This window comes from Roseburia sp. MSJ-14 (assembly GCF_018918225.1).
Classification (GTDB): Bacteria; Bacillota; Clostridia; order Lachnospirales; family Lachnospiraceae; genus Petralouisia.
Genome location: NZ_JAHLQD010000004.1, coordinates 40,608 through 65,951 on the forward strand (window position 1 = coordinate 40,608; position 25,344 = coordinate 65,951).

General features: G+C 45.6%; 23 protein-coding genes and 2 pseudogenes. 11 read left to right on the plus strand and 14 right to left on the minus strand.

What is annotated here, in order from left to right:
- Nucleotides 1–4: 4 nt before the first annotated feature.
- The 12 genes and pseudogenes from KQI83_RS00255 to KQI83_RS00305 all read right to left on the minus strand — a co-directional run bounded on the left by KQI83_RS00255 (nt 5) and on the right by KQI83_RS00305 (nt 13,861).
- Nucleotides 5–2,920, minus strand: a complete 2,916-nt coding sequence (locus KQI83_RS00255) for an amino acid permease (protein WP_216553865.1) — start codon at nt 2,918–2,920, stop codon at nt 5–7.
- A 131-nt stretch (nt 2,921–3,051) separates the two neighbouring features.
- The gene (locus tag KQI83_RS00260; RefSeq protein ID WP_216553866.1) at nt 3,052–5,880 is read right to left on the minus strand and encodes a response regulator; all 2,829 of its coding nucleotides are present in this window, start codon (nt 5,878–5,880) and stop codon (nt 3,052–3,054) included.
- Nucleotides 5,881–6,157: 277 nt separating this feature from the next.
- Entirely contained in the window at nt 6,158–7,708 is a 1,551-nt protein-coding gene (locus KQI83_RS00265) for a CotH kinase family protein (protein ID WP_216553867.1), read from the minus strand.
- Nucleotides 7,709–7,748: 40 nt separating this feature from the next.
- Nucleotides 7,749–9,200 carry a PP2C family protein-serine/threonine phosphatase gene (locus tag KQI83_RS00270; RefSeq protein ID WP_216553868.1) on the minus strand — a complete coding sequence of 484 codons (1,452 nt, stop codon included), beginning with the start codon at nt 9,198–9,200 and terminating at the stop codon, nt 7,749–7,751.
- A 5-nt stretch (nt 9,201–9,205) separates the two neighbouring features.
- Nucleotides 9,206–9,616 carry an ATP-binding protein gene (locus KQI83_RS00275; protein ID WP_216553869.1) on the minus strand — a complete coding sequence of 137 codons (411 nt, stop codon included), beginning with the start codon at nt 9,614–9,616 and terminating at the stop codon, nt 9,206–9,208.
- A gap of 459 nt (nt 9,617–10,075) precedes the next feature.
- Nucleotides 10,076–10,225 (minus strand): annotated as a pseudogene (locus KQI83_RS17255) (DapH/DapD/GlmU-related protein); the annotation flags it as partial.
- Between the two features lie 246 nt (nt 10,226–10,471).
- A pseudogene (locus KQI83_RS17260) lies at nt 10,472–10,630 on the minus strand (maltose acetyltransferase domain-containing protein); the annotation flags it as partial.
- Nucleotides 10,627–11,073, minus strand: coding sequence for a GNAT family N-acetyltransferase (locus KQI83_RS00285; RefSeq protein WP_253295441.1), 447 nt, complete (start codon nt 11,071–11,073; stop codon nt 10,627–10,629). The pseudogene KQI83_RS17260 and the gene KQI83_RS00285, both read right to left, overlap by 4 nt.
- Before the next feature lies 1 nt (nt 11,074).
- Entirely contained in the window at nt 11,075–11,242 is a 168-nt protein-coding gene (locus KQI83_RS00290; protein WP_216553870.1) for a hypothetical protein, read from the minus strand.
- Between the two features lie 2 nt (nt 11,243–11,244).
- Nucleotides 11,245–11,760, minus strand: coding sequence for a nitroreductase family protein (locus tag KQI83_RS00295; RefSeq protein ID WP_216553871.1), 516 nt, complete (start codon nt 11,758–11,760; stop codon nt 11,245–11,247).
- Between the two features lie 15 nt (nt 11,761–11,775).
- Nucleotides 11,776–12,516 carry an SDR family oxidoreductase gene (locus tag KQI83_RS00300; protein WP_330622228.1) on the minus strand — a complete coding sequence of 247 codons (741 nt, stop codon included), beginning with the start codon at nt 12,514–12,516 and terminating at the stop codon, nt 11,776–11,778.
- A 61-nt stretch (nt 12,517–12,577) separates the two neighbouring features.
- Nucleotides 12,578–13,861 (minus strand): hypothetical protein, encoded by a 1,284-nt coding sequence (locus tag KQI83_RS00305; RefSeq protein WP_216553872.1) that lies wholly within the window; start codon nt 13,859–13,861, stop codon nt 12,578–12,580.
- 404 nt (nt 13,862–14,265) lie between these two features.
- Between KQI83_RS00305 and KQI83_RS00310 the strand changes: the two genes are divergently transcribed.
- The 9 genes from KQI83_RS00310 (at nt 14,266) to KQI83_RS00350 (ending at nt 20,827) form a co-directional block, all read left to right on the plus strand.
- Complete coding sequence (locus tag KQI83_RS00310; protein ID WP_092965563.1) at nt 14,266–15,006, plus strand: TraX family protein; 741 nt, start codon at nt 14,266–14,268, stop codon at nt 15,004–15,006.
- 161 nt (nt 15,007–15,167) lie between these two features.
- Nucleotides 15,168–15,518, plus strand: coding sequence for a zinc-ribbon domain-containing protein (locus KQI83_RS17265; protein WP_330622231.1), 351 nt, complete (start codon nt 15,168–15,170; stop codon nt 15,516–15,518).
- Between the two features lie 164 nt (nt 15,519–15,682).
- Nucleotides 15,683–16,471 (plus strand): DUF4037 domain-containing protein, encoded by a 789-nt coding sequence (locus KQI83_RS00320; protein ID WP_216553874.1) that lies wholly within the window; start codon nt 15,683–15,685, stop codon nt 16,469–16,471.
- 441 nt (nt 16,472–16,912) lie between these two features.
- Complete coding sequence (locus tag KQI83_RS00325) at nt 16,913–17,398, plus strand: hypothetical protein (RefSeq protein ID WP_092965553.1); 486 nt, start codon at nt 16,913–16,915, stop codon at nt 17,396–17,398.
- Nucleotides 17,399–17,911: 513 nt separating this feature from the next.
- Nucleotides 17,912–18,289: a TnpV protein gene (locus tag KQI83_RS00330; RefSeq protein ID WP_022445061.1), complete on the plus strand. Its 378-nt coding sequence runs from the start codon at nt 17,912–17,914 to the stop codon at nt 18,287–18,289.
- 250 nt (nt 18,290–18,539) lie between these two features.
- Nucleotides 18,540–18,887 carry a PadR family transcriptional regulator gene (locus tag KQI83_RS00335; protein WP_177308292.1) on the plus strand — a complete coding sequence of 116 codons (348 nt, stop codon included), beginning with the start codon at nt 18,540–18,542 and terminating at the stop codon, nt 18,885–18,887.
- Nucleotides 18,874–20,169: a permease prefix domain 1-containing protein gene (locus tag KQI83_RS00340; protein ID WP_201427571.1), complete on the plus strand. Its 1,296-nt coding sequence runs from the start codon at nt 18,874–18,876 to the stop codon at nt 20,167–20,169. Before KQI83_RS00335 ends, KQI83_RS00340 begins: the two co-directional genes overlap by 14 nt.
- Nucleotides 20,166–20,636, plus strand: coding sequence for an LptM family lipoprotein (locus tag KQI83_RS00345; RefSeq protein ID WP_022402730.1), 471 nt, complete (start codon nt 20,166–20,168; stop codon nt 20,634–20,636). Before KQI83_RS00340 ends, KQI83_RS00345 begins: the two co-directional genes overlap by 4 nt.
- Nucleotides 20,637–20,650: 14 nt before the next feature.
- Nucleotides 20,651–20,827 (plus strand): cysteine-rich KTR domain-containing protein, encoded by a 177-nt coding sequence (locus KQI83_RS00350; protein WP_022445063.1) that lies wholly within the window; start codon nt 20,651–20,653, stop codon nt 20,825–20,827.
- Between the two features lie 56 nt (nt 20,828–20,883).
- Here KQI83_RS00350 and KQI83_RS00355 read toward each other — a convergent pair whose 3' ends face one another.
- Complete coding sequence (locus KQI83_RS00355; RefSeq protein WP_177308294.1) at nt 20,884–22,296, minus strand: MobA/MobL family protein; 1,413 nt, start codon at nt 22,294–22,296, stop codon at nt 20,884–20,886.
- Nucleotides 22,297–22,524: 228 nt separating this feature from the next.
- Nucleotides 22,525–22,740, minus strand: a complete 216-nt coding sequence (locus tag KQI83_RS00360) for a helix-turn-helix domain-containing protein (RefSeq protein ID WP_022445065.1) — start codon at nt 22,738–22,740, stop codon at nt 22,525–22,527.
- Between the two features lie 182 nt (nt 22,741–22,922).
- Between KQI83_RS00360 and KQI83_RS00365 the strand changes: the two genes are divergently transcribed.
- Both KQI83_RS00365 and KQI83_RS00370 read left to right on the plus strand, forming a co-directional pair.
- A complete protein-coding gene (locus KQI83_RS00365; RefSeq protein WP_022445066.1) occupies nt 22,923–23,588 on the plus strand; it encodes a helix-turn-helix domain-containing protein in 666 nt (221 codons plus the stop codon).
- A 107-nt stretch (nt 23,589–23,695) separates the two neighbouring features.
- Nucleotides 23,696–24,994, plus strand: coding sequence for a tyrosine-type recombinase/integrase (locus KQI83_RS00370; RefSeq protein ID WP_177308295.1), 1,299 nt, complete (start codon nt 23,696–23,698; stop codon nt 24,992–24,994).
- Nucleotides 24,995–25,344 lie beyond the last annotated feature (350 nt).

Sequence of the window (25,344 nt, forward strand, 5' to 3'; positions counted from 1 at the left end):
TGGGTTATTTCTTGATACATTCCGCGAGAGTCGCCATCAGCTCTTCGGGATTGAACGGCTTTGCGACGTGCGCGTTCATACCAACTTCAAGCGCCTCTCTCCTGTCGTCCTCAAAGGTGTTTGCCGTGATCGCTATAATGGGGATCTGCGACCGCTCGTCCGGCAATGCTCTGATCGCCTTTGAAGCGTCATAGCCATTCATGACAGGCATCTGGATATCCATCAGGATCACGTCAAAGTATCCTGCGTCATGTTCCTCGATCATTTCCACGGCTATCTTGCCGTTTTCGGCAGTTTCTACCAAAAAGCCTTCCTGCGTCAATATCATCGTAGCAATCTCGCTGTTGATCGGATTATCCTCCGCAAGAAGGATTCGAATACCGCTGAAATCGATCGTTTCCTTTTCATCGGGAGCGACCAGTTGACGGACGTCCTCCTCACTCGCAAGCGGGAATGTCATTCTGATCGTGAAGGTCGTTCCCTTGTCCTGTTCTGTCTGTACAAGGATCTTTCCGCCCATCATATCGACAAAGTTTTTCGTGATGGCCATGCCAAGTCCCGTACCTTGGATATTGTTGACAGTACGGCTGCGTTCACGTTCAAAAGCGTCAAAGATATGCTCCGCGAACTCAGGGCTCATACCGATACCCGTATCACTGACGATCAGCTCGAAAGTCGTTTCGGAGTGATAAGACAGTATTTGATGTATCACAACGCTGACCGTACCGCCTGAGGGGGTGAATTTATAGGCGTTGGAGATCAGGTTGAGCAGGATCCTGTTGATACGATTCTTATCACAGATCACATATCGGTCCGTGATCCCGCTGTGATCGACGGTAAAGTTCAGCGATTTGGATTCCATCTGCAAGTCAAAGATATGACAGGTCTCTTCCAGCACCTCGATCAGATCGGCAGGCGCGGGATCCAATTCCATTTTACCGCTCTCGATACGGCTCATATCGAGAATATCGTTGATCAATGACAGCAAATGCTTGCCCGATGCGTCGATCTTCTCAAGATAAATGCGTACCGATTCAGGAACGTTCTCTTCCTTGAGCGCCAACGCGGTATAGCCCGTGATCGCGTTCATCGGCGTTCGGATATCATGACTCATATTGGACAGGAACGTACTCTTCGCCTTACTGTTTTCCTCAGCGATCAAGCGTTCCGCTTCAATGACCTGTTCCCGTTTTTTGATAATGGTAAAGATACTGAAAATCAGTGCCAGAGAACCGAGCAGTAAGCCCGCGAAAATAAAGATATTCTGTCTGACGTTATCAGCAAAGCCGATGAAACTGTCCGAGATAAATCGGTTGGTTTCCATCACGCTTTCGTTATCAGGAGCCAGTCCCGCTTGTCCCGCAAGCTCAGTATGCACCGTCCTCAATTCAACAGCTGTGTTTTTCGATGTATCCAAGGTAATTCGGTTGATCCACGAAACGGATACGAGCAAGATCAAGCAGAACAGAATGATCCAGACGACCATGCTCTTGCCGAACCGTCTTGTCGTATCGCGCTTCATCAAGAAACGGAACACGATCATGCCGATGACGCTCCACAAGATAAGGATCATATACGATTCCGCGGCAAGCTCACTCTGTGAACGGATATTCGGCAGCAAATAGAACACAGCAAATATCATCGAGATCAGCGCGCCTATCGCGCCGTATATGATCGCCGAAACCTTCTTCTCGCGTTTGCCGAGCATAAAGGCGCAAATCGAGATATAAGCATATACGATCGTCGCGCCGATCGTTGTAACGTCCACGATCCAGCCGATTGCGGTTCTGCCCAGCAGGGGTATGATAACAGAAACAGCCGCGATACACAGCACGGCACGTGCGGGAACGCCGCGCCGATTCAGCTTATCGAACCCTTTCGGAAGCATTTTATCAGACGACATGCGATAAATCAGACGGCTCAGCGCGATCATATTACCGATCAAGCCCGTCAAAACACCACAAAACGCCGCGATACCGAGGGTCACGATTCCCACGGGACCCATCGCGTCCTGAGCAGCATGGAAGGTCGGCAAACCCTGTATCCCTTCGAAGCTTGAAAGCTCGCCGATATACTCAGTCCAGCTCCTGAATCCGTCGGGTACCGACATCGAAGCGCAAAGCGTGAGCATCGCGTATGCCAGAGCGCCCGTGAACAGCGCTATGATGATCACCGGCAAAGATTTCTTTGCGGAAAAGCGGAACTCTCCCGCGGAATGAGAAATCGACTCAAATCCGATGAACGCCCACGGAGCGAGCACAACGATCGTCAAGATCTGATCTGTCGGCGCACCCTGCGCGGAGAACGCGGGCACAAGCCGGCTCAGCCCTCCGCGGTGTATCGTCACAGCGATAAAGCAAGCGGTGATACAGCCGAACAGCAATACAGCGCCAATGATCTGTATCACAACAGAAAAGCGTTTGCCCGCTATGCAGATCAAACTCGCAAGCGCAAGGATCGCTACCGACAGCAAGACCTCGCCCATATATACGGTATATCCCGCGATACGGTAAGAGAATCCAAAGCAGAATATATCGCCGAATAAGTACCGCACCAGCAACGACAACGCGGTGCTGTTCGCCCAGATGATCGCCGCATAGGTCAACATCAGCATCCAGGCGCATAAAAATCCGTGATCGCTTCCCAAAACCTTTGTCGCGTAGGTATAAGAACCTCCCGCGTCAGGATATCGCTGCATCAGGAAACGATAACTCAGACCAATGATCAACATGATGACTGCGCCGATCATCAATCCGATCACCGAGCCCCAAGGACCGGCGATCGGCAGAAATGTCGTTCCGGGCATCACAAACGCGCCCCAACCAACCGCACAGCCGAAGGCTAACGCCCATACGCCGAGCGGGGATAAATACTTGGACAGCGTTTCGCCGCCCTGTTGATTATCCTGAATTTGTACCATAAACTACTCCATCTATATCCAAATCTGAAAGCAATGCGACAAGATCAGCGCTCAAAGCACACACTCAGCTCAAAAAAAGCCAAACGATCTGTTGCGCCTGTTGAAGCGTTTCGTTTGAAACCTGCGTCAAATCAGCGGTTAGCGCTAATCAAGTCTTCCAGTGTATTATATAGCTGTTCAGGCTCGACAGGCTTTGATAAATGCGCGTTCATACCCGCCTGCAAAGAGCGCTGAACATCCTCGTCGAAAGCGTTTGCCGTCAGCGCGATGATCGGTACGGTCTTTGCGTCCTCTCTATTCAGCGCGCGTATCTCAGCGGCGGTCTCCAAACCGTCCATCACAGGCATGCGCACGTCCATCAAAACCGCGTCATAATAGTTGGGCTCGCTGTTGCAGAACATATCAAGCGCCAATTTGCCGTTTTCAGCGTGTTCTGTTTCGATCCCCTTGATCGACAACAGCGCTTTCATGATCTCGGCGTTGATCGGCATATCCTCCGCCAACAGGATCTTACAGCCTTCCAGCACAAAATCATTGCGCGGCGTTTTAGAAGGTGTTTTCATCACACGTTCTAACTCACGGCGTATCACATACGGAAAATCCGATTTTGAGATAAAGCTGTCTACTCCCGCCGAGATCGCCTCGTCCATGACGTCCTCGCTGTCATAAGCAGTCAGCGCGATCACCTTGGTCTCGCCCCGATAGCGACGGCGTATCTCGCGCGTTACGTCAACGCCTCCGCGCTCAGGCATTTTCCAATCCACCAGTACAAGATTATACGGCTCTTGCTTCGCGTGACTGATCTCGATCGACAGCAATGCGTCATCTCCCGAAGAAGCTGTTTCCGCCGAAACGCCGATATCTTCAAGGACGATACACGCATGCTCAAGAGCGATCTCGTCATCATCGACGACCAGCGCTTTGATCGTTGAAAAGTCAAACGCCTTGGTATCTTCTTTATTGTTCTCACAATTTTTCAGCGTAACAGAAACGGTAAAGACAGAACCTTCACCTTTCTTAGACTGAACATCTATCGTGCCGTTCATCATTTCTACGATGCTTTTGGTGATTGCCATACCGAGCCCCGTACTTCCGTACTTGTTCTTGCGGCTGGCGTCCTCCTGCGTGAACGCGTCAAAGATACGCGGCAGAAATTGCTCGTCCATACCGATACCCGTGTCGCGGATAACAAATCTCAGCGTCGTCTGATGCTCGAATGTCGCGACCTTATCGACCGTATAGGAAACCGTTCCGGGCGCGTCAGTGAACTTGATCGCGTTGCTCAGAATGTTGATGATGACCTGCTTGAGCTTTGTATCGTCGCCGAAATACCAGTCGTCGACTTCTTCATTGATATGACACTCAAAGTTCAACCCTTTATCATCACATTGCGATTGGATCATCGTATTGATCTGTTCGAGCATATCCGTCAGGCTGAATTCTTCCTTATGAAGCGTCATTCTACCCGATTCGATACGGCTCATATCAAGGATATCATTGATCAGATTCAGCAAATGTCCCGCGCTCTCGCCGATCTTTTTCAGATACCCGCGCGTTTGTTCGCTGAGTGTATTATCCTTGAGCGCGATACTGTTCAGTCCGATGATCGCGTTCATCGGCGTGCGGATCTCATGGCTCATGCTGGAGAGGAACGAGGTTTTAGCGATATTGGCATGCTCCGCCTCTTTCAGCGCAAGCGCTAATATCTCATTCTGCTCGCGTTCCTGCTTGAGAACGTCGGTCACGTCGGATTTAAGCAGGAGGAAAAATCGTGTTTCTCTGTCGATGACATAGTAGGTGAACCGCTTGTAATAGGTCTCTCCGTCGATCTCACAGGTTACGTTGATCGTATACGATTCGTTGTTTTCAAGATTCTCCGCGATCATCTCGGGAGAGAGCGATCTCTCGAGTTCCTGTATATCATGGACTCCTGTCGAAGCGGCAGGCAGTACCTGATCGTGGATATAATCAGTATAAATACCGCTGTGTCGATTCGGAAAAATACTGCCCTTCCCAATCTTCGACGCGTCACCGATCACAACGCTGTAGTTATTATCGACGATATAGGTGACCATATCATACTGTTGGACAAGTACCTTTTCATTGAGAACTTCCGATACCTTCTCGTCGTTATATTCGCTGTCAATACCAAAAAGGATCAGATCGCCGCTTGTCGGATCATGCGCGACAGAACGGGTAAAGCGTACAAAGCACTGACGACCCGACTGTCTGCGGCAATACGCGACAAAGGTAGCGGGCGGCGCGCCTTTATAAAAACGATCCATCAGCCTCTCTATCTGAAAAGCTTCATCAAATCTTTCTCTGTCACCGTCCAGCAAAAGACTGTTTAACCGAACGGTTTTCGCGCCCTCAATACTCTCGCCGACTCGATCGACTTCATAAGGATCGCTGCCGGCGACCTCTTCGATCACTCCTGTCGTCACATTGTAGCGAATGACTGTCAGGCTGGTATCGGCGGCAGTATGAAGCTGCTCTACCAAAGAGGTATAAACGCCCGCTCTGCGGTAGCTTTCCTCCTGCGCCAGATACTTTTCCGTAATATCGCTGATAAAGACGTAGAAAACGTCGCCGTATCCCGGAAACTGCGCAAAATGACCGTAGTCATCTACCCAGCGGATACTGCCGTCCTTACGAATGATACGGTATTCTACATGATCGCGGTTAGGAGAATCCTTACTTTGCGTCTGTTCCTCGATAGAATGATTGACCACCTCATAGTCCTGAGGGTGCACCATACCTTTAAAGGTGTATCCGGTCAGCTGTCTGAATTCTTCCTCTGATTCACAGCCGTACATTTTCTCGACAGCGCTGTTGACATACAACAGCTCCATACCCGCGTCGGCGCGGTAGATGAAAAATCCGCCGGGGATCTGCTCTCCGATCCATTCGATGGCAGAAGTCATATATCCGCTTTGAAATAATTCATTCGTCGTCGACATGAGTTCACTCCGATCATTTCATACATTTTACTCTATTTGTTTATTATAATATATTTTCACTAAAAATACAATTATATTATAGGAAATATGATGATTATTTTATATAAAATAGAAAGATCCTTTCGCAATATTGAAAATAATCTTATTCACATCAAACTTTATCACATCAGACGCCAAAATGAGTATTATACATCAACTGCGCGTGCTCGATCGCTCTTACAGTTTAACAAAAGCTGTAACAACCGTTTGATTGCTACAGCTTATAATTTATGTCATTCTATTCGGTTATCGGAGCGCCGATCGGATAGGACACAGGAATACTCCCGACATAACGCTGGATAAATGTCGCGTCAGAAATTTCTATGACGCCGTTTCCGTCTATATCACAGACGGCTTCATTGATTGCAACAGAAAGCGGTACGCCTGCTAATCGCCGCTGGATACAGGTGACGTCAATGACGGTCACTTCCCTATCCATATCCGCGTCACCGAGCAACGGCGCATTCGGAACAATACCATAGTATTCCGTCAGCCACTCATTTCTCTCACGACACCAGCTTTTCAGAAAGTTAAAATTCTCATCATAGGTTTTAAAGGGTACCTTCTGATAATTGAGCCACCATCTTCCTACTGACCATTTTTTGAAATTATTCGCAAACACATCGGTATATTGCTCCCTGAGAGCATCGAGCAAGCCGCCTTCCGCCGAGATATTCTCGATATACGGATAGTACTGATAATATACCCGCTTGATCTCAGCTTGAAACCATTCTTTAACGCACAGCCAGCGGTAGAAGTTTTTGTTGTTCTGCATGATCCCGTCGGTGACGCTTGTCGCTTTTGTGGAAGACGACAGATCGCCGTTAATATTGCCAAGCGCAAGATCATAGTCCCACGGCGGTCCGGCGTACAGCATACCGTCCTTATAGAAAAAGAATACGGAGCTTAATCCGAAGTCGGCAGTCTTGGCGTATTCGTTGAGCAGGTAGAACTTTGCGAACGAATCAACGTCGATCTTAGCTCGGATCGCTTCCTCATCGCCTGATTTCAGCGTGTTTGCGATATCCGTCATGATACCAGTGACATAGGCTGTCTGCTCGCTGTCAGGCTCTTCGGGATCCTTCAACGCAAAGCGCAAGCCGCCCGCTGTGATATAGGTCACGTCCGCTTCCGTTCTGCTCGCTTCATATTCGAGCAGAAAATCCTTTTTACCGTCGTTGCTCTCGATATCGATATCGACCCTGTCCTTACCTTCCTGAACAGGCTCATATACGGTGTAACAGCCTCTGTATTCACCGTCGAGCCACAATTCAGCAAACCGCTGTTCGGAAGTGTAAGGCAGCCCCATCACCCTCGCAAGATCAAACACCAGATAATTACGCAGCAAGGTAGGGTCAAAGCAATTGGCGAGCATCGCCCACTTTTTGCCCTTCCCCATTCCGAGAACTTCTTTCTTCTTCTCGAACTTGAATGTAAACGCCTTTTTCTGTATCGAATCGATCGCCGTGCTGTTTCCTCTCACCTTGAAAAGAATATTATCCTTCAGCACTGAACCGTCCGTATCGGTTATATTGATCGTCGCGTTGATATATCCGTCCGCCTTGAGCAGTCGGATTCCGTTACCGTTTTCCGTAACGATCTCGATCTTCGGTACTGTTGATACAGAAGTCGCGGGATAAGGCGCTTCCGTATCCGTTCCGACAGCAGCGATCTCCCCTTTATCTTCGGGAACATAATAGGGCGGTTCGATCTCATAAGCATATGTAGTAATGACAGAGCTAAAAATCACGGTCAGGAGAACAAAGATACAAAGTAATGCTTTTTTCAAATCATTCACTTCCTTTTCGGGAGAGTTCCGAATAAGTCGGTTACTGATTGCCGTGATATTTCAGACAAAGCATCGTCAGATCATCAAACTGATCAGCTTCACCGACAAACTTCTTCACTTCTTCCTTCATGTTAGACAAGATCTGCTCAGGCTTTGCGTCAGGATCGATATTCAGTGCGTCAAGCATTCTGTCATTACCGAACAGCTCCTTGTCGATATTGTTCGCTTCAGGGATACCGTCGGTATAAAGGAACAGAGCGTCATCCTCTTTCAAGGTGAATTCATAGTCCTTATATCTCATACCGGACATACCACCGATAACAAAGCCGTGCTTATCCTTCAACAGTTCAAAGTTACCGCCGTTTCTGCGAATGACGGGATACTCATGCCCTGCGTTCGCAGCGATCACTTCACCCGTTTCGATATTCAATATACCCAGCCAGACCGATACGAACATATCCGCCTGATTGCTGCTGCAGATACGATTATTCACAAATTCAAGGATCTCAGAGGGTTTGCCGCCCATGATCGTTCTGTCGCTGATCAAGATCTTGGAAGCCATCATAAACAGCGCGGCAGGCACGCCCTTACCCGATACGTCCGCCATGACCATCGCCAGGTGCTTATCGTCTATCAGGAAAAAGTCATAGAAATCGCCGCCGACCTCCTTCGCGGTATACATCGCGCCGTATACGTCAAATTCTTTTCTCTCGGGAAAAGCGGGGAAAATATTCGGCACCATGCTGTTCTGTATCTGTGTAGCGGTATTCAGCTCCGCTTTCGCGCTGGCAGACGCGCGCGCGATCTCATTCTGCTCCAGCACCATATCATGACCGTGCTTCGCGATATAGATAGAAATGAAGATAATAATAGTCAAAACCAACAGTCGCGGCAGGAAGCCGTTAACTAACATCGATACGGCTAATCTTGAAGTTTCCAGCCCTAAGCCCATAACAGAAGTGCGCAATCCGTCCTGAACCGTAATGACCGTACCGTCAGCGAGCTTCGGGAAAAAGTTCAGATCAACGATACCGAACATGACCGTCACAACACTCGCAACGGCCTGAAAGACAACGGCTAAAATAGAGATCATCACGGTAAAGCCCTTTGAAAAATATCGACTCGACAAAAGTACGGGCAGTATCATGATCAGAATGACATTATGATTAAGAATACAGAAGAGATTGGTACAAACGAATAGCAGCGCGATGACCATCACATATTTCAGCCAACGTTTCTTGCCGTTGTAGATAAAATAAAGAACGATCGGAACAGAGAATTCAACCAATCCAACAATAGCGAGAACCGTCATTCTCGTTTTCTCTACGGAAAAGATACCAACAGTATTCAGGATCCATGCGATGACAAGAATGATCGTGCACGAGAAGATGACCCATAAGGATAACCGATTGGCAGCAAACTCATTTTGCTCAAATACCTCTTTGGTCTCTTCCGACTCATAAATCTTGAAATATTCTTTAAATTTTTTCATCTGATCTACCTCAACTTCTTTTTGATTCGCAGTATATTCTGTCCGTCTTTATATTGATAAGTCATGTCGTCCATCGTCTTTTTGACAAGGAAAATCCCAAGACCTCCGATTTTACGTTCTTTCAGAGACAGCGTAGTATCAGGCTCTGGCATGTCCAACGGATCAAACGGTATTCCCTGATCGACAAACGTCAAAACAGCACAAGCGGGATCATCTTCAATTTCCAATCTGACCGTTGCCTTGCCTGTGCCGTCTTTGTAAGCGTAACGAGCGATATTGCCGAACAGCTCGTCTATCGCCACGTCGATCTGCACCTGAAATTTCAGAGGACAACCAAACGCTTCCAATTCTTCATTCACTAAATCAGTCACTATATCAATATTTTCGATGATCGCGTCAACTGTGATCTCTTTCAAAAAATCACGCTCCCATTCATCATTGACTATCTCTGCTTTCCTTGATCGCTCAGCGTTTGATATCAATGGTATTTCGATCATTTTATTAATGATATCATGATTTCCGTTGATCTGTCAATGATATTGACAGAATCAAGCTGTGTAGAATATGATCAATCAACCATTCCATTTAAATAGAATACAAAAAGCTGCCGAATAAACTCGACAGCTTTCGACATTGTGCTTGATGTACAAAAAAGTTTTTTTCGCATAAAAGCCGTACAGTTTTGAACCCTCGAACACCAAACCTGCCGGAGTTTTGAACCCACGAACAAAATCGATTCACTACCGATACCACTTGCCTTTTCATTTATATAGTAATAAATCCATCAATAAAAGTTTTCTGCTCATAATTGCTCTCCTTATCGACTGACTATTTAATTTAATTGCGCTGACATGTTCATTGTTTTATTTCAGGTGCTTAATGATTCGTGCCGGATTCCCGGCAACTACTACATCTTCGGGAAACGATTTTGTCACAACGGAAGCGGCGGCAACAACAGTGTTATTGCCGATCGTGACACCGGGGAGTATCGTTACCCCTCCTCCGATCCAGACGTTATCGCCAATATTGACGGGCTTAGGAATACCGATCTTTTTTCTTCGTCCTTCCGCATCCAGAGGATGACCGATTGCGTAAATACACGTTTTCGGTCCTATCATACATATCATACAATTTGTGCCTATTCTGATCGGAGCGGCGTCCAGAAATACACAGTCAAAGTTCATAAAAAAATCATCGCCGACAAAGATGTTATATCCGTAGTCGCAGTGAAACGGAGGTTTTACGGTGATATTTTCTGTGCAGCTTCCCAACAATTCTTTCAGTATTGACTTTCTGACAGATTCATCCTCGGGCGAATCATTAAAACGGGAACAAAGGATCCGCGCGTTTTTCTTGTCCTCCATGAGTTGAGGATCGTTCGTCAAAAAGGGTTCGGCATTTGTCATTTTTTCTCGTTCGGTTTTCATCATACGTTTATCCTTTTAACCATTCTTGTACAATCAAATTTCCAACTTTTGAAAACTTCACCGTCTCTTTGCTTGTATCCGAGCCTTTCATAAAAGCCTGTCGCTTCCAATCTGGCGTCGATAACTATATCCGCATAGCCGAGTTCTGCAATCCACTTTTCAGCTTCTGCGATCGCTCTGCTGCCGAGATGCTTTCCTCGATATTCGGGTAGGACAACGACTCGTCCGACCAGAACCGTATTTTCATCCAGCTCATAGAAACGGCAAGTTGCAACAGGATAGGTGTCGTCTATCAGAACGATGTATTTGCTCTTATCGCCGTCATGCTCATCGAATTCCTCTTCTAAAGAGATATGGTGCTGGCGGTTCATACCCTGAATCCTGACGGAGTATGCTCCTGCGCGTTGCCATGTTTCAGTTGCTCTCAAAGTTTTGATATCGTCCATCTCATTCACCATCATTCGCACTTGGTTTCTGCAGTTTCTTTCTGTCGTAAACCTTTTTGCTCTTTACCACCCTGGTGGTCGGCTTCAAACCGTTCCAATCTCTTCTCAGCCGAGCATAATATTTACGCTGTTCTTTTTTGCTTTGCTTTTTGAGCGGTACATTTTTCATATTTATAGTACCTTGACGATCTCCGTCATATCCTTACTCTCATGGTGGAGCTTCATGGGTTGCGAGTCATCCGCAGGGTAACCAAGCGTCATCAGCAAAATTGGAGTCTCGTTCTCAGGCAGATCGAAAGCCTCTTTTACTTCACTCGGCTTAAAATAATTCACCCAGCATGAACCGATACCGATATCCCACGCGGCAAGCATCATATGATCGGCAACGATGCTGACGTCCTGGATTCCGGCTCGACAGTCTGCTTCAAGAGGACTTTTCCAGTCGGCGGTTTCATCGAGTGCGATCAGCAGTACGACAGGCGCATCAAACGCACAGCGCGACAATGATCGGATCTTCGCGATCGCCTCGTCACTCTTTAATACATATATCCTCTGCGGCTGATAATTGCACCCTGTCGGCGCAAGCATACCCGCCTCGAGAATACGATTCAGCTCATCGTCCCATATCATATCGGGCTTGTATTTACGAACGGAATACCGTTCTTTGATCACATTACTGAATTCCATTTGGATCTCCTTAACTTATGCGTTATCCGGATGATACTCCCAGCCGTGATCATCATGATAGATCATCAGTTTTGTCATACCGCCATCGATGCAGATATTCTCTCCGGTGATAAAGCCTGCTTTTTCTGAACACAGGAACAGTACCATGTGGGCAATATCCTCAGGCTTTCCGACTCGTCCTGCCGGATGCTGAGCAGCATCGGCGCCGGCATATTCCGTTCCGCTCGTTTCGATCCATCCCGGCGATATGCTGTTGACCCTCACCTTACCGGCGAGGCTCACAGACAAAGCGTGGGTCAGAGCGGCAATACCGCCTTTGGCGGCTGTGTAGCTCTCCGACTGAGGTTGGCTCATACGGTCACGGGACGACGAGATATTAACGATCGCTCCACCCTGAGCAAAGTGGTCCTTAAACAGCTTCGTCAGCATAAACGGTGCGGACACTCCTACCCGTAGAGAATAATTGAATTCATCGTAAGTGTATTCCTCTATTCCCTTGAACAGAGGAAGAGCGTTATTGATCAAATAATCAATATGTCCGTATTCAAAAACGACCTGACTCGCAAAAGCAGTGAGAATCGTTTCGTCCGCAATATCTCCTTGATAATACAGATCATAGGAAGTATGCTGGTTCGGAAGAAGGTCTATAATGCAAACCTTTGCACCTTCGGCATGGAACATTTCCGCGATACATCTGCCGATACCCTTTGCTCCTCCGGTGATAACGGCAACTTTATCCATAAACATGAAACCCATGATCGTTTCAACTCCGTCAAAAGACAATTAATTTGAGAAATACTGTTATTTGTTTTTCCGCTCATGATTGCTTCGGCAGTTTGTGCTTGACCATGTTTTTCGGATAAGGTCCCTCTATCTTATATGGGATACCCAGCTCATCCATGACTTCGCCAAACGCTTTCACATACTTCGTCTTCTTTATGAGCTGCATAAAGGAGACAAATATCTTATCAGCCATAGATGTGACCTCCAACAGAATATGCCCCTCCACAATCAATATATACGACTCCACATAATCGGCGACCTCGCCCCAGTCCATCATTCCCGAATAGTTTACGATAAAGGTTCCGTGCTGCGCTTTCTTCCCCGCTCTGGGGTCGTTTTTTGCATAGTATTCCCTTTTGTTTTTTAAGCCCGTAACCCTGTCAAGGTCATCGTAGAAAGAGAATCGCTGCCTCAGCTGATAGTTGCTGACAGATGGGTCGATCTGGAGAATGATTTGCGAGCGCGTTATGGTTCCCAGCATTTCCATATCTTTTTTTAGTAGTTCTCTCTCATAATCAATATGGACATGGCTTAATATATCGCAGTGTGTATTCGGCATCCCGATATCCTTAGACGGATTGTGCGCAATTTCAGCTCCGATGACCTTGTGCTTTTCAGGCAGGAGCTTATCCAATGCCTTAGCCACGGCGACGATGAAAAAAGAGGCCACGCTGGCGTCATTTTCTTTCGCAAATAACATGACGTCTTTTTGATTAAATGTAAACTGATAATAGATCGGCTTTCTCATAAACGGATTAAACATACCGTTCAAATAATCAAAAATCATAGTGACAGGATTTTTGCTTTTGTATTGATAAATCGGCTCTTCATCCAAAAGCATGTCTATAGTCGGCGCTTCACCCTCTCCGGGCAGCAGGCTGCTGTTAGGCTTCCTGATACCGGGCGCATCAGGCGTTACATGATGCTTTTCAACCACATATTGATATATGGTAGTCATGATCCAAGGCATAATGCCTCTTCCGCCGCATAACGAATGACTGATGTTGAAAAAGATGTCTCTTTCCTCTGTGTCGACAAACAACAAGTGACGGTTTGCCGCTTCACTGCCAAGCTGCGGAAGCTTAGAAGACGTCGGCAAAACAACGACGTCTCTGCCGTTCGGAATCAGATCGTATCCTCCGTCATCACCTAAGACGACCTCCACCGCAAAATATGGATAACGCTTGATAGCGGTATTCACAGCGCGGCGCAAAGCGTCCGGATCGACTGTTTCCTTCATCCTGACCTTTGCCCTTATGATAAAGGAAAAAGTCTTTTCATTTGCGTAAAATCTGTAAGTGTCTAAATTGTACTTCATACAGACCGTCTCCTTCTATTTATTATCGTAATAATAACAAATAATAATGCGGTTGTCTATAAACCTATGCAAAATAACAAACGTTTTTCTGAACACGGTTATTCACTACTGCAAACGTGTCATTAAATCCCGACAATGAAATCCTTAGATAAGTAACACCCCAAAACCCCAGTGTTTATGCGGGTTTCGAGAGTTGCGATGTCTCGGATTTACGCCATTTACGCCAAACTTACGCCAAACGATGCAGAAAGTTGTGCAGAGTGTAATCAATCGCATATTTTAATGAATTTGACCTTGATGGATTCGTTTTCATCAAGGTCTTTTTTTGTTAGACGGATAGACAAAATCAGGCAGAAATGATATAATGATAGAAAGATAAATCGGAGTTTTGCAGGAGAACCGGAATGGATACAATTAAGAAAATAGGACTAAACTCCAATGAAGTAAAACTGATTGCTATTATTGCGATGACAATCGACCATGTAACATGGTTATTGTTTCCTGGATGCCAAAAGATATGGTGGGTCATGCTTCTTCACGCGATAGGAAGATTGACAGCACCTATTATGTGGTTCTTTATTGCTGAGGGATTTCATTACACTCGAAACGTAAAAAAGTATATTGCCCGACTGTTCGTTTTCGCTGTAATATCGCATTTTGCCTATAACTTTGCAGGAGGAATACCATTTATTCCCAACGGGTTTTTCAATATGACCAGTGTGATGTGGTCGCTTGCCTGGTCGGTAGTTTTGATGGTCATATTTACAACGGATCAGTTGCCGCAGTGGGGTAAAATTGTTTTGATCCTGATTATCTGCTTTATTACCTTCCCATCGGATTGGTCAACTGTGGCGGCTATGTGTCCGGTATACTTATACATGAATCGCGGCGATTTCAAGAAACAATCGCTTACTATGCTCATATGGACAACAATTTATGCAGTCGTATATTTTATCTTTATGGACAAAGCGTATGGAATCCTTCAGATGTGTACGCTGTTATCATTACCGATTTTGAAGCAGTATAACGGTGAGAGGGGAAAATGGAAAGGCATGAAATGGTTTTTCTATCTCTATTATCCGGCGCATCTGTTTGCAATTGGAATTATCAGAGTGCTCATTGGAAACGGAAGTATCTTCCCTTAGGCTGTCGATAAATTCTGATTTATCGCAGTTACTATTATGGCAATCGCAGGCAGCCTTATATGAGGTTGCCTGTTTTTTATGCCCTGAAACGAATCGCAAACTACGATTTTCTCCTGTTTCCTATATAATATAGGTAAAGGAGAGGATACGGTATGAAAAGAATGTTAGCGGCTGTCAGACCTGAACTGACTTCTGAATGGTCGGAGCGTAATCTACCGCTTACGCCGGACAGCGTAACGCACGGCTCTAATAAAATAGTATGGTGGAATGGCAAATGTGGACACGAATGGCGAGCTTCAGTAAAAAACAGAGTAATAAGCGGAAGCGGTTGCCCTTACTGTTCCCACAATGCGATATTACAAAGTAATTGGAATTCAAAAAACATAAGGGAGATAAAATGTATAAATACATCTTACGATAGTTGCTCCGTTTTGGTGCGACTATGGATACAATATCGAAATCGGCAAGAACTTTTTTGCAAATCACAATACCGTTATTCTGGACGGCGGTAAAGTAACCTTTCGCGGCATGATCAACATCGGTTTCGCTTTCTATCCTGCATAATATTTTTTCTCGCTCTTATCAGTCGCAAGATAATAACAGCTTATAGACAAAACCTTGTAAAAATGATATAATAGCAGAAAGATATTTCGGAATATATTGAGGTGCAAAAAATATGATTGATAAACTATTGGAAAAGCTGGCTGGATTTGAGCAGGTCGAGGCGATCGCGCTCGGCGGTTCCCGTTCGGGAGAAAACTATGATGAAAAATCCGATTATGATTTATATGTATACGTCACCGCGCCGATCGGGGAAGAAAACAGGCGCGCGTTATTGGCTGACTACTGCAAATATTTGGAAATCGGAAATCATTACTGGGAATATGAGGATAACTGCGTTCTGAACAACGGGATCGACATTGACATTCTTTACCGCGATCTCAACGAATTCTGCGACGGCGTCGCGCGGGTCGTCGAAAGCTTTGAGGCATGCAACGGATACACCACCTGTATGTGGCACAATCTTTTGACCTGTAAGATCATCTGCGATAAGCGCGGAAGGCTGCAAAGGGCTAAGGACCGCTTTTCAGTTCCTTATCCGGAAGAGCTGCGGAACAACATCATCAAAAGAAATACCGCGCTTTTGTATAACGCCATGCCCGCATATTTGTTTCAGCTGAATAAAGCGAATAAAAGAAACGACAGAGTGAGCGTTATTCACAGAACAGCCGCCTTTCTGGAATCGTATTTTGATGTGATTTTTGCCTTGAACAAGCGGACACATCCCGGTGAAAAACGCCTGATCGAGCTTTGCGCGCGAAATTGCAGTATCCTTCCCGATCGCTTTGAAGAAAATCTCAACCGGCTTTTTGATGATATGCTGATACATAACGACAATCTGACCGAAGATTTGAATGATATTGTTTCGGAACTGGAGTCAGTTCTGACACGGGAGGGCTTTTGATCTTTCGCTCCGCTAGATTTTGATTTGTATTCCTTTATACGGATAGACATAATAAACCTGAAATGATACAATGAGAAACCGAAAATTACGGAGGAATTGATATATGAAGGACTGATAAAGTGAGGAAAAGACTCTATCAGCAGTTAATTATTCGGCATCATACAACTCCCGACAATGAAATCCCTCGATAAGTAACACCCCAAAATCCCTGTGTTTATGCGGGTTTCGAGAGTTGCGATGTCTCGGATTTACGCCATTTACGCCAAACTTACGCCAAACGGTGCAGAAAATTGTGCAGAGCGAAAACAATCGCATATTTTAATGAATTTGACCTTGATGGATTTATTTCATCAAGGTCTTTTTTGTTTATCGGATAGACAAATCTAAGCAGAAATGATATAATCATAGAAAGATAAATCGGAATTTGTTGAGGTGAAGGTTATGCATTTTGGCTTTTCTTATATTGGTTTGATTTTTCTTTTAATGCTGTTTATACCTAATTTCTTCTGGACAAAAAACAAGCCTAAGGACTATGACGAATATGCAAAGTGTGAAAACAAGGTGTTATTGATTTTAGAACGAATAGGAGAAGTAGCTGTTTCATGTCTTATTTTGATTTTCAGCGACTTTAACCCGCAAGGACTCTCAATTTGGCTTCTTTGGCTTTTTGCTTCGTTTGGTTGCATGATTCTTTATGAACTATACTGGATTCGCTACTTCAGAAGTGAAAAAACGATGAAAGATTTTTACAGCAGTTATTTAGGTATCCCTGTGGCAGGCGCAACCCTGCCTGTTTTATCAGTCTTATTTATTGCGGTTTATGGGAAAAATCCTTTTCTTTTTGCAGCCGGTATCATTTTAGGAATCGGGCACATCGGTATTCACCTGATGCACAAAAAGGAAATTACCAGTCGGGAAAAGCGATAACACAAATTCTGATTTACAGCATTAATCTATACTATAGCAGGCAGCCTTATGTGAGGTTGCCTGATTTTTTATGCCCAAGAACGAATCGCAAACTTCGATTTTCTCCTGTTTCTCATATAATATAGGTAAGATAAACAATCGCATATTTTAATGAATTTGACCTTGATGGATTCGTTTTCATCAAGGTCTTTTTTTGTTTGACGGATAGACAAAATCAGGCTGAAATGATATAATGATAGAAAGATAAATCGGAATTTGAAAACCACGATTTCATAAGTGGTTACTGCCCCTCATAGGGCTTTAATAAAATCCTCCAAAACGCTTGAAAACAAAGGATTTATCGCAATGTGTCCGCCTTATCCCTTTATACGATTTCACTTGCGTTTATGCTTCCCTCGCCACCTCATAAGGGCAAAAATAAGGGAAGAAAAATCTGATAACAAGCTATAAAAACAAGTGGCAATCGGGAAACTGTGACATATGTGCGAATATATTATACTGGAGGATTTCAAGATGGACAAGTACATTTATGATGAAAACAACGGTCTTTGGTATGAACTGCAAGGCGAATACTATTTGCCGTGCCTTAGCTTGCCACCCGAAGAAGAAAAGCCTATCGGGATATGGGGACAGCGGCACAAACGCTACCTGAAAGAACATAGAAAAGCAACCTACACAACACTTCTGACCAGCGGTAAGCTCAACACTTATCTTTCCGGCATCAACGAACAGGCGCAGGAACGCTTTGAACGGCTCATAGATGGCATGAAGCAGGCACAGGGTATCACGGAACAATTAAAGGCGGAAAACGCCTTAGAATGGGTCAGGAGAATGAATAATATACGGGCTTGTGCGATGGAGATTGTGAATAAAGAAATCATCTTCGCATAGCAGACTGGCGGTAACGCAAAGCGAGGGGTAAAGGTGTAAATGCCTTACCCCTCGTATTTTATGACGAGAATATGGCTTAACACAAGGCATTTGTGGGTTAAAAGCGCTACAGTAGAGAGATTATGCTGAAAACATAGGGTTTGGCAATCCAAAAGCAAACTTTTTATGAATGTTGTCTGTTGCCTCTTGACTTATATCGGCAATCTATATATAATCGATATGTAGACTGTCGATACAAGGAGGGACATATATGGCAATTGATAAATCTCTGATTTCAGGGAATACAGATATGCTGATTTTGAAGCTGCTTGAAAAACAAGATATGTATGGGTATCAGATGATAGAAGAACTTGCGAAGCAATCCGACCATACTTTTGAATTGAAAGCAGGAACATTATATCCTCTGCTCCATCTCTTAGAGCAAAAGCAGTATCTTGTGTCCTATGACGGAGAAACTGTTGCGGGGAAAACAAGAAAATATTACAGGATTACAGATGAAGGGAAAAGATTTCTTGTGGTGCGGCTGTCTGAGTGGGAAAGCTACTCTGCCGCAGTCAATAAGGTTTTGTCGGGGGGTGTTTTGCTTGCAGGAATATAATTCTCCCGAAGAATATATCAAGGATGTTCAAAGATACATTCGTTGGAGCAGAGCAAAGGTTGTGGCAACAAGAGAGCTTTCTGACCACATAAACGACCAATACGATGCTTTGCGGGAAAACGGTCTGAATCAGAAAGAAGCAATGAGAAAAGCCATTGAAGAAATGGGCGATGCAGATGTAGTTGGGACAGAGCTTGATATTGTCCACCGCCCGAAAGTGAATTGGCTGTTGCTGCTCATAGCAGGCGTGTTGCTGCTGAGTGGTATTCTAATCTCTGCTATGCTAACCTCAATATCCCTGACCGTACCAAAGATAATCGGTATTGTGCTTGGAGTTTGTGTTGCTGCTTTTTTGTATTTTATTGATTACACTGTCTTAATTCGCTTTCCAAGAGCGTTATACGGACTGCTCTCACTGGCGGCAATCTTCGGGCTACTCTATGAATTATGGAACGGATTTGCACCGCTTGGATACGGTTTTCTGTTCTACCTGCTGCTATGCTATCCGATTGTTTTGGTCGGAATCCTGTTTTATGAAAAGAACAGTGAAAGCGAGACAAAAATCATACATTACTGGCTATATGCTATTTTTCCGCTGACTTTAGCGTTAATAAATCAAGCGTTTCCAGTTTTTGTGTTGCTGTTGGCTTGCGAGCTATTCATCTTTTGCTGCGGGTTAAAATTAAAATGGCTGAAATGGAATCGTGTTAATATCTTCGGTGTGGCTTGTATGCTGATTTTTCTTATTATCGGAGTGTACCTGTTAAGCCGCTTTTATCATCTTTTTCGCTTGCAGGAAAATACAGGATATTTACAACAGCTCGATTTCTTTTCGGTGTTTCGTGAAGCGGAGTTAATTGGAAAAAGCGGAATGCCTGTTGATGTGAAGGTAATGAGCTACTTCTATGACCACCCAATCACCCTGCTCCTGTACGAATACGGAAAATTTTCACTTATATTTTTGCTGTTTGTATTCGGGATATTGTTTGCTATCCTTTACAGGACTTCAAAAAAGCAGGATACAGAGGTTGGCAAACTTCTAACCAATACCGTGCTGTTGATTTATATTTTACGAATTGTTTTCACTGCCTTATCCGACATTGGGGTTCTTCCGAACTTCTTTATGTGCGTCCCCTTCGTTGTAACAGGAGGAATGTTCATTATTTACGATATGGCACTTGTTGGAATTATCCTATCAGTAAACCGCAATGAGAGCATTGCAAAGGATTGGATTAAATTAAAAAGCAAGCGTAACGCTGCTAAAAACGGAGGTCAACTATGAAAAAATTCTTATGTGCTATTCTATTCTTGACGATGGTAATCAGTCTCTCCGCCTGCGGCGGTAAAGGCGTTTCGACACTTGTGAAGCATTATGGTCAGGAAAAGGTCGATGAAATGGAAATCGAGTGTACCGATGAAACACAGCTAAAGGTCGCAAATGACCTCATAGCAGAAGCAAAGGATATTATGTCTTACTGCGGGTCAGGAGACGGTACGAATAAAGAGGACTGCGGTGCGTTAGAAAGATACTATTTCTTTGATGATAAGGCGGTTCGGGCAGATGTTTCGATAGAACTTGTAACCACCAAACAGGAAAATGGGAAGGGATATATCTGGGTGAAATATTCAGCCGATTATTACGATAAGGATGATACTCTCATTTCTGGTAACGGAGAAGCATATTCACGTTGGGATATTGAACAGTTAGATGGAAAATGGACGGTAACGTTAATTGACGAAATACCGTAAGGATTGGTGAGTGTATGCAGAAACAAGCCGAATGGATATTATGTCCTGTTTGTGGCAACAAAACCCGTGACAGAACAAGATATGATACGGTCTTGAAAAACTATCCTCTCTACTGCCCGAAGTGCAAGCAGGAAACGCTGATAGAAGCAGAGAACTTGAAAGTAACCGTTATAAAGAAACAGGAAAACTAATCTCTATATGTATGCCGCCGTGTATGGGTAAAACCATAGCGGCGGTTTTTCTTCGCCTATCGGCTGCCTCTGTCAAAGGATTTCTTTCGTGGCTTTTGCTGTCTGCCCTGCTCCTGCAACTGTCTGAGCCTGTTTCGGACGCTCTCCTTTTCGGGCGGTCTTGGCGGTCTGCTCTTTTGTTTCACCTGACGCTCCCATTCGGCAAGGTCACGGTTGTATTGTTCCACAACGGCTTCCGCCTCCCGATAGGTCGCCATGAATGCCTGCACATCGGGATAACCGTCCTCCCTGAGAATATCGGGGAGCTTATCCAGCCTGCGGTCAATTTCTTGCTCCGTCTGCTGTATCTGCTCGGTAAGGGCTTTGCGCTCCTTGCCCTTGAAAATCCCTGTTGTTTCTGCAAGCTGTGTTTTCAGCTTGGGCAGAATGTTGTCCTGCAAATTCCTAATCCCTCTTGCCTCATCCTGCACCCGTATCATTAGATTCCGCATGGTGCAGAACTCTGTCATATCAATATCCAGCGTGGGCTTCGGCGGTATCCCGTATTCACGGATAAGGTTTTGTAAAATGTCCTTCGCCTTGTTCACGATACGGCGGAACAGATTCGGCAGCCAGCCCTCGCTTTTAATGGATTGGCTAACCTTGTCGTGTATCTCGGTTTGTTTGATTTCCAGTATTTTAGCCTCCTCAATCCCCGATACAAGTGCCATGTCCGCTGTCCTGTTCCATTCCTGCCTTGTAGCGTTGTCGGCTGCAATCTCTTCGGCTTTGGGATTGTTCTTGCCTATTTTCTTTGTCGGCAGGTACACGCTGTTTTTGTCAAATACCTTCAGGTGCTGTTCAGGGTTTTCAATATGGAGATTGATAAGGTTTGTATAATCCTCTTTTACCTCCCGAAGAAAAGGCTCTCTCTTGAAGCGGTCATCCTTTACGGTGAACAGATGGCTTTCGTAAACCTCTCCCTTTTTGATAATGGTACAGCCTTTTCTTATCTGCCCGTCCTCACCTGTGATTTCCTTCTTGGTGCGTACCCGCTTGCCTGTTTCGTCAAAGAATACGCTTCTTGTGGCAATCTTCACATCAGGCTCAGGAAGCAGCTTCCTTTCGCTGAAAATCAGATGAATGTGGTAATTGGTCTTGCGCTTATTGTGGTGCAATGCCGACACACATTCCACGCCGTACCGCCTGCGGAACTCATCTGTAAAATCCTCAAGCACCTGCTGCGGCTCGTACTGCGTGTAAACTTCGGGCAGGGCGATAATCAGCTCCCTTGCCTCAATACATTTCCCCTCTGCGCCGCTGCGCTGGAACTCCTGCCGGCTCTCCCTTGCGAGATTATTCCAAAAGGCATTGTCGGCGGTGCGGTAAGTGGCGTACAGATTTTCCTGTCTTGCGTGGCTGGTGATATACGATATTCGTCCTTTGACATTAGGCAGCTTCGACATCTGTATGAAGCTGTGTCTTGCCATAATCCAACCTTTCTTTAAAATATACCGTTCTCATTTTGCAACCGTCTTGACGGTTGCTGCTGTTTCGGCGGCTTTGCTGACGGAACAGCGCCGTATCAAAAGCGGCAGGGATTTCCTGCAAGCGTTGATACGGTAGCTCCCCGCAGGGGCGAAATACCCTGAGTACAAATCGGCAGATTTGTGCGAGGGGTGTATTTCGCTCTCAAACGCCGAGGGCTTTAAGAACGGTCAATCTACTCGGCGGACATCATTCTGATTGAGAAGATTTCTGCCTTGATTGACCGTCATAAAACGCTCCAGCGTGTCCCTTCGGATAATGGTCTTGCGCCCTACCTTTAAGACAGGCAGCTTGCCCCAGTCCACCAATTTCCGCATGGTGTTCCTGCCGATACCCGTACATTCGGCGGCTTCCTCGATGGTCATACCTATTTTAACTGCGTTCATTATCTCATCCTCCTTTTGAAATACTTGTTTTGCAACTGTACAATCCTAATTATACTTATTTTGCAATCTCGTGTCAACCTGTTTTGCAACTGTTTAGGAATTTTTTTTAATATTTATCCCGTTTCAGGGTTGCAATCTGCATTTTGATGTGCTATAATGATACTCGTCAGGAGGTGAAAACCTTGAAAAAAGAAATTGAATTCACCGCAAAACAAGTCGGTGAACGGGTAAAAGAGCGCCGAACAGAACTAAACCTTACCATGCCTGAGCTTGGAAAGCGTATCGGCGTAAACAAATCCACCATTCAGCGGTATGAAGCAGACGGCGTTGACCCGAAGCGTACTATGATTATCAACGGTCTTGCCGATGCGCTGCTTACCACTCCCGAATGGCTGACAGGGCTTTCCGAGGAAAAGGAATATGATGCCCGCACGCTCTGCCAAAAGGACATTGAGGAGCATATCAAAAAGTACCTTGATACGGTTTCCTCCACGGTCAGCGGAGAGCCGCACCAGCAGCTTCTTACCACCTTCCTCGGCAAGATGATTGACCTGTACTCGGTGCTGTGCCACTACTTTGCCAACGCTATGGCGGAGGTTGACCGTGTGGCGGAGGACGAGGGCTTGAAGCAGTCGATTATGCGGTATGCGATTGAGGTGGGCGCAATCGAAGAACGGGTCTACCGCAAAGAAATGGAAATACCTATCGAAGATATGAAGCGTTTTTTAGACGGAATTTTACATATCTACGATGAGGGACGCACCAAAGTATCTATGGGCGACCTCTTCGGGATAGTGACGGAAGCCGAAAACAGGCTTGCCGAAAAAGAAAATTCCGTGGCACCTTGACAAAAAAATATGCCGATTGAAACCAACCGGCAAAAGTGACATTCTTTACTTTACGCACACCATATGTCACAGTCCCGATTGCCACGGATAGAAAGGAGTTTTTATCTATGGCAAAAGGTTCTGTAAGAAAGAAAGGCAAAAAGTGGTACTACCGCTTCTATATCGAAGATGAAAGCGGCAATCTGGTACAGCGTGAATTCGTGGGAACAGAAAGCAAATCCGAAACGGAAGCCCTGCTCCGCAAGGCGATGGAGGACTACGAGGAAAAGAAATTCGTTGCAAAGTCTGAAAACGCCACGGTGGGAATGCTGCTGGATATGTGGGTGGAGGAAGAACTAAAGCCCGGCAGTCTCAGCAACGGTACGGTAATGGCATATCAGGGTACGGTAAACCGTATCAAGCAGCACCCTATCGGCAGCCGAAAGCTGAAAACCGTCACCGCCGACCATTTGCAGGCGTATATGGATTTTCTCAGCTTCGGCGGGACAAATCCCGACGGTACAACGGCAAAGGCACTTAGCAAAGGGTATCTGCGTTTGTTCTCGGCAGTCCTGCAAGGAGCGTTCCACTTTGCGGTATTCCCCAAACGGCTGATTACCTTCAACCCGATGCAGTATGTGGTATGGCGGGGCAAAAAAGAGGACTATGACCTGTTTTCGGACGAGGACGGCAATACCGATTCCACACCCACGCTCAGCCATGAGCAATATCTGAAGCTGGAGGAATTTCTGAAAAAGAAAGATAACCCCGCTTTACTGCCCATTCAGATTGCCTACTACACGGGGCTTCGCATCGGCGAAGTCTGCGGCTTGACTTGGCAGGATGTCAACCTTGACAAGCAGTACCTTACGGTGCGCCGCAGTATGCGCTACAACGGGGCAAGGCATAAAACCGAGATAGGAGCGACCAAACGGAAGAAAGTCCGTACCGTGGACTTCTGCGACACGCTGGCGGCGATCCTCAAAGCGGCGAAAACCGAACAGCACAAAAACCGCCTCCAGTATGGCGGGCTTTACCACCTCAACTACTACACCGAGGTGAAGGAAAAAGACCGTACTTACTACGAGGTTTACAGCCTGCCGAGGACAGATGAAATCCCAGAGGGGTACAAGGAAATATCCTTTGTCTGCCTCAGACCTGACGGCGCATACGAATCACCGAGTACGGTAGGGATTATGTGCAGGACGGCAAGCAGAAAGGTCGAGGGCTTGGAGGGCTTTCATTTCCACCAACTTCGTCACACATTCACGAGCAATCTGCTCTCAAACGGGGCAGCGCCGAAGGATGTGCAGGAGCTTCTCGGACATGCCGATGTCAGTACCACAATGAATATTTACGCTCACGCTACAAGGGAAGCGAAGCGTACTTCCGCAAGACTGCTGGATAAGGTGGTCGGCGGAGAGTAAAAAACTTTCCCTTGTTTCGGCTCGTAAGGGCAAAAACAAGGGAAAATACATAAGGTTGGAACACAAGATAGGCGAAATGCCTTGAAAATACAGCGTTTTCAGAGGGTTTAACAGATAAACTGGAATTTAGAGGAGAAATCGTGTTTTTCTGCTGTGCGTCCCCATATGACAAAGATGCTTTTAAGCAGATCAGAAGTCATAATATGAAGGATAAACTATCTGATATTCCGATTTTTATTGCCGTGGTGCATGGGATATGGATTCAATGTCGTTCAAGGACAAGACACTGTGTAAAATGCTGAGAAAAGCAGTAAGCAAAAAGGATCCTGCCGATTATGAAATATGGGAGA

Excerpts from the sequence above, each read along its gene's own strand:
- KQI83_RS00255 (WP_216553865.1), bottom strand. The coding sequence starts at position 2,920 with ATGGTACAAATTCAGGATAATCAACAGGGCGGCGAAACGCTGTCCAAG.
- KQI83_RS00260 (WP_216553866.1), bottom strand. The coding sequence starts at position 5,880 with ATGTCGACGACGAATGAATTATTTCAAAGCGGATATATGACTTCTGCC.
- KQI83_RS00270 (WP_216553868.1), bottom strand. The coding sequence starts at position 9,200 with ATGAAAAAATTTAAAGAATATTTCAAGATTTATGAGTCGGAAGAGACC.
- KQI83_RS00285 (WP_253295441.1), bottom strand. The coding sequence starts at position 11,073 with ATGGACGATATCAAAACTTTGAGAGCAACTGAAACATGGCAACGCGCA.
- KQI83_RS00290 (WP_216553870.1), bottom strand. The coding sequence starts at position 11,242 with ATGAAAAATGTACCGCTCAAAAAGCAAAGCAAAAAAGAACAGCGTAAA.
- KQI83_RS00295 (WP_216553871.1), bottom strand. The coding sequence starts at position 11,760 with ATGGAATTCAGTAATGTGATCAAAGAACGGTATTCCGTTCGTAAATAC.
- KQI83_RS00300 (WP_330622228.1), bottom strand. The coding sequence starts at position 12,516 with ATGGGTTTCATGTTTATGGATAAAGTTGCCGTTATCACCGGAGGAGCA.
- KQI83_RS00305 (WP_216553872.1), bottom strand. The coding sequence starts at position 13,861 with ATGAAGTACAATTTAGACACTTACAGATTTTACGCAAATGAAAAGACT.
- KQI83_RS00310 (WP_092965563.1), top strand. The coding sequence starts at position 14,266 with ATGGATACAATTAAGAAAATAGGACTAAACTCCAATGAAGTAAAACTG.
- KQI83_RS17265 (WP_330622231.1), top strand. The coding sequence starts at position 15,168 with ATGTTAGCGGCTGTCAGACCTGAACTGACTTCTGAATGGTCGGAGCGT.
- KQI83_RS00320 (WP_216553874.1), top strand. The coding sequence starts at position 15,683 with ATGATTGATAAACTATTGGAAAAGCTGGCTGGATTTGAGCAGGTCGAG.
- KQI83_RS00325 (WP_092965553.1), top strand. The coding sequence starts at position 16,913 with ATGCATTTTGGCTTTTCTTATATTGGTTTGATTTTTCTTTTAATGCTG.
- KQI83_RS00330 (WP_022445061.1), top strand. The coding sequence starts at position 17,912 with ATGGACAAGTACATTTATGATGAAAACAACGGTCTTTGGTATGAACTG.
- KQI83_RS00335 (WP_177308292.1), top strand. The coding sequence starts at position 18,540 with ATGGCAATTGATAAATCTCTGATTTCAGGGAATACAGATATGCTGATT.
- KQI83_RS00345 (WP_022402730.1), top strand. The coding sequence starts at position 20,166 with ATGAAAAAATTCTTATGTGCTATTCTATTCTTGACGATGGTAATCAGT.
- KQI83_RS00350 (WP_022445063.1), top strand. The coding sequence starts at position 20,651 with ATGCAGAAACAAGCCGAATGGATATTATGTCCTGTTTGTGGCAACAAA.
- KQI83_RS00355 (WP_177308294.1), bottom strand. The coding sequence starts at position 22,296 with ATGGCAAGACACAGCTTCATACAGATGTCGAAGCTGCCTAATGTCAAA.
- KQI83_RS00360 (WP_022445065.1), bottom strand. The coding sequence starts at position 22,740 with ATGAACGCAGTTAAAATAGGTATGACCATCGAGGAAGCCGCCGAATGT.
- KQI83_RS00370 (WP_177308295.1), top strand. The coding sequence starts at position 23,696 with ATGGCAAAAGGTTCTGTAAGAAAGAAAGGCAAAAAGTGGTACTACCGC.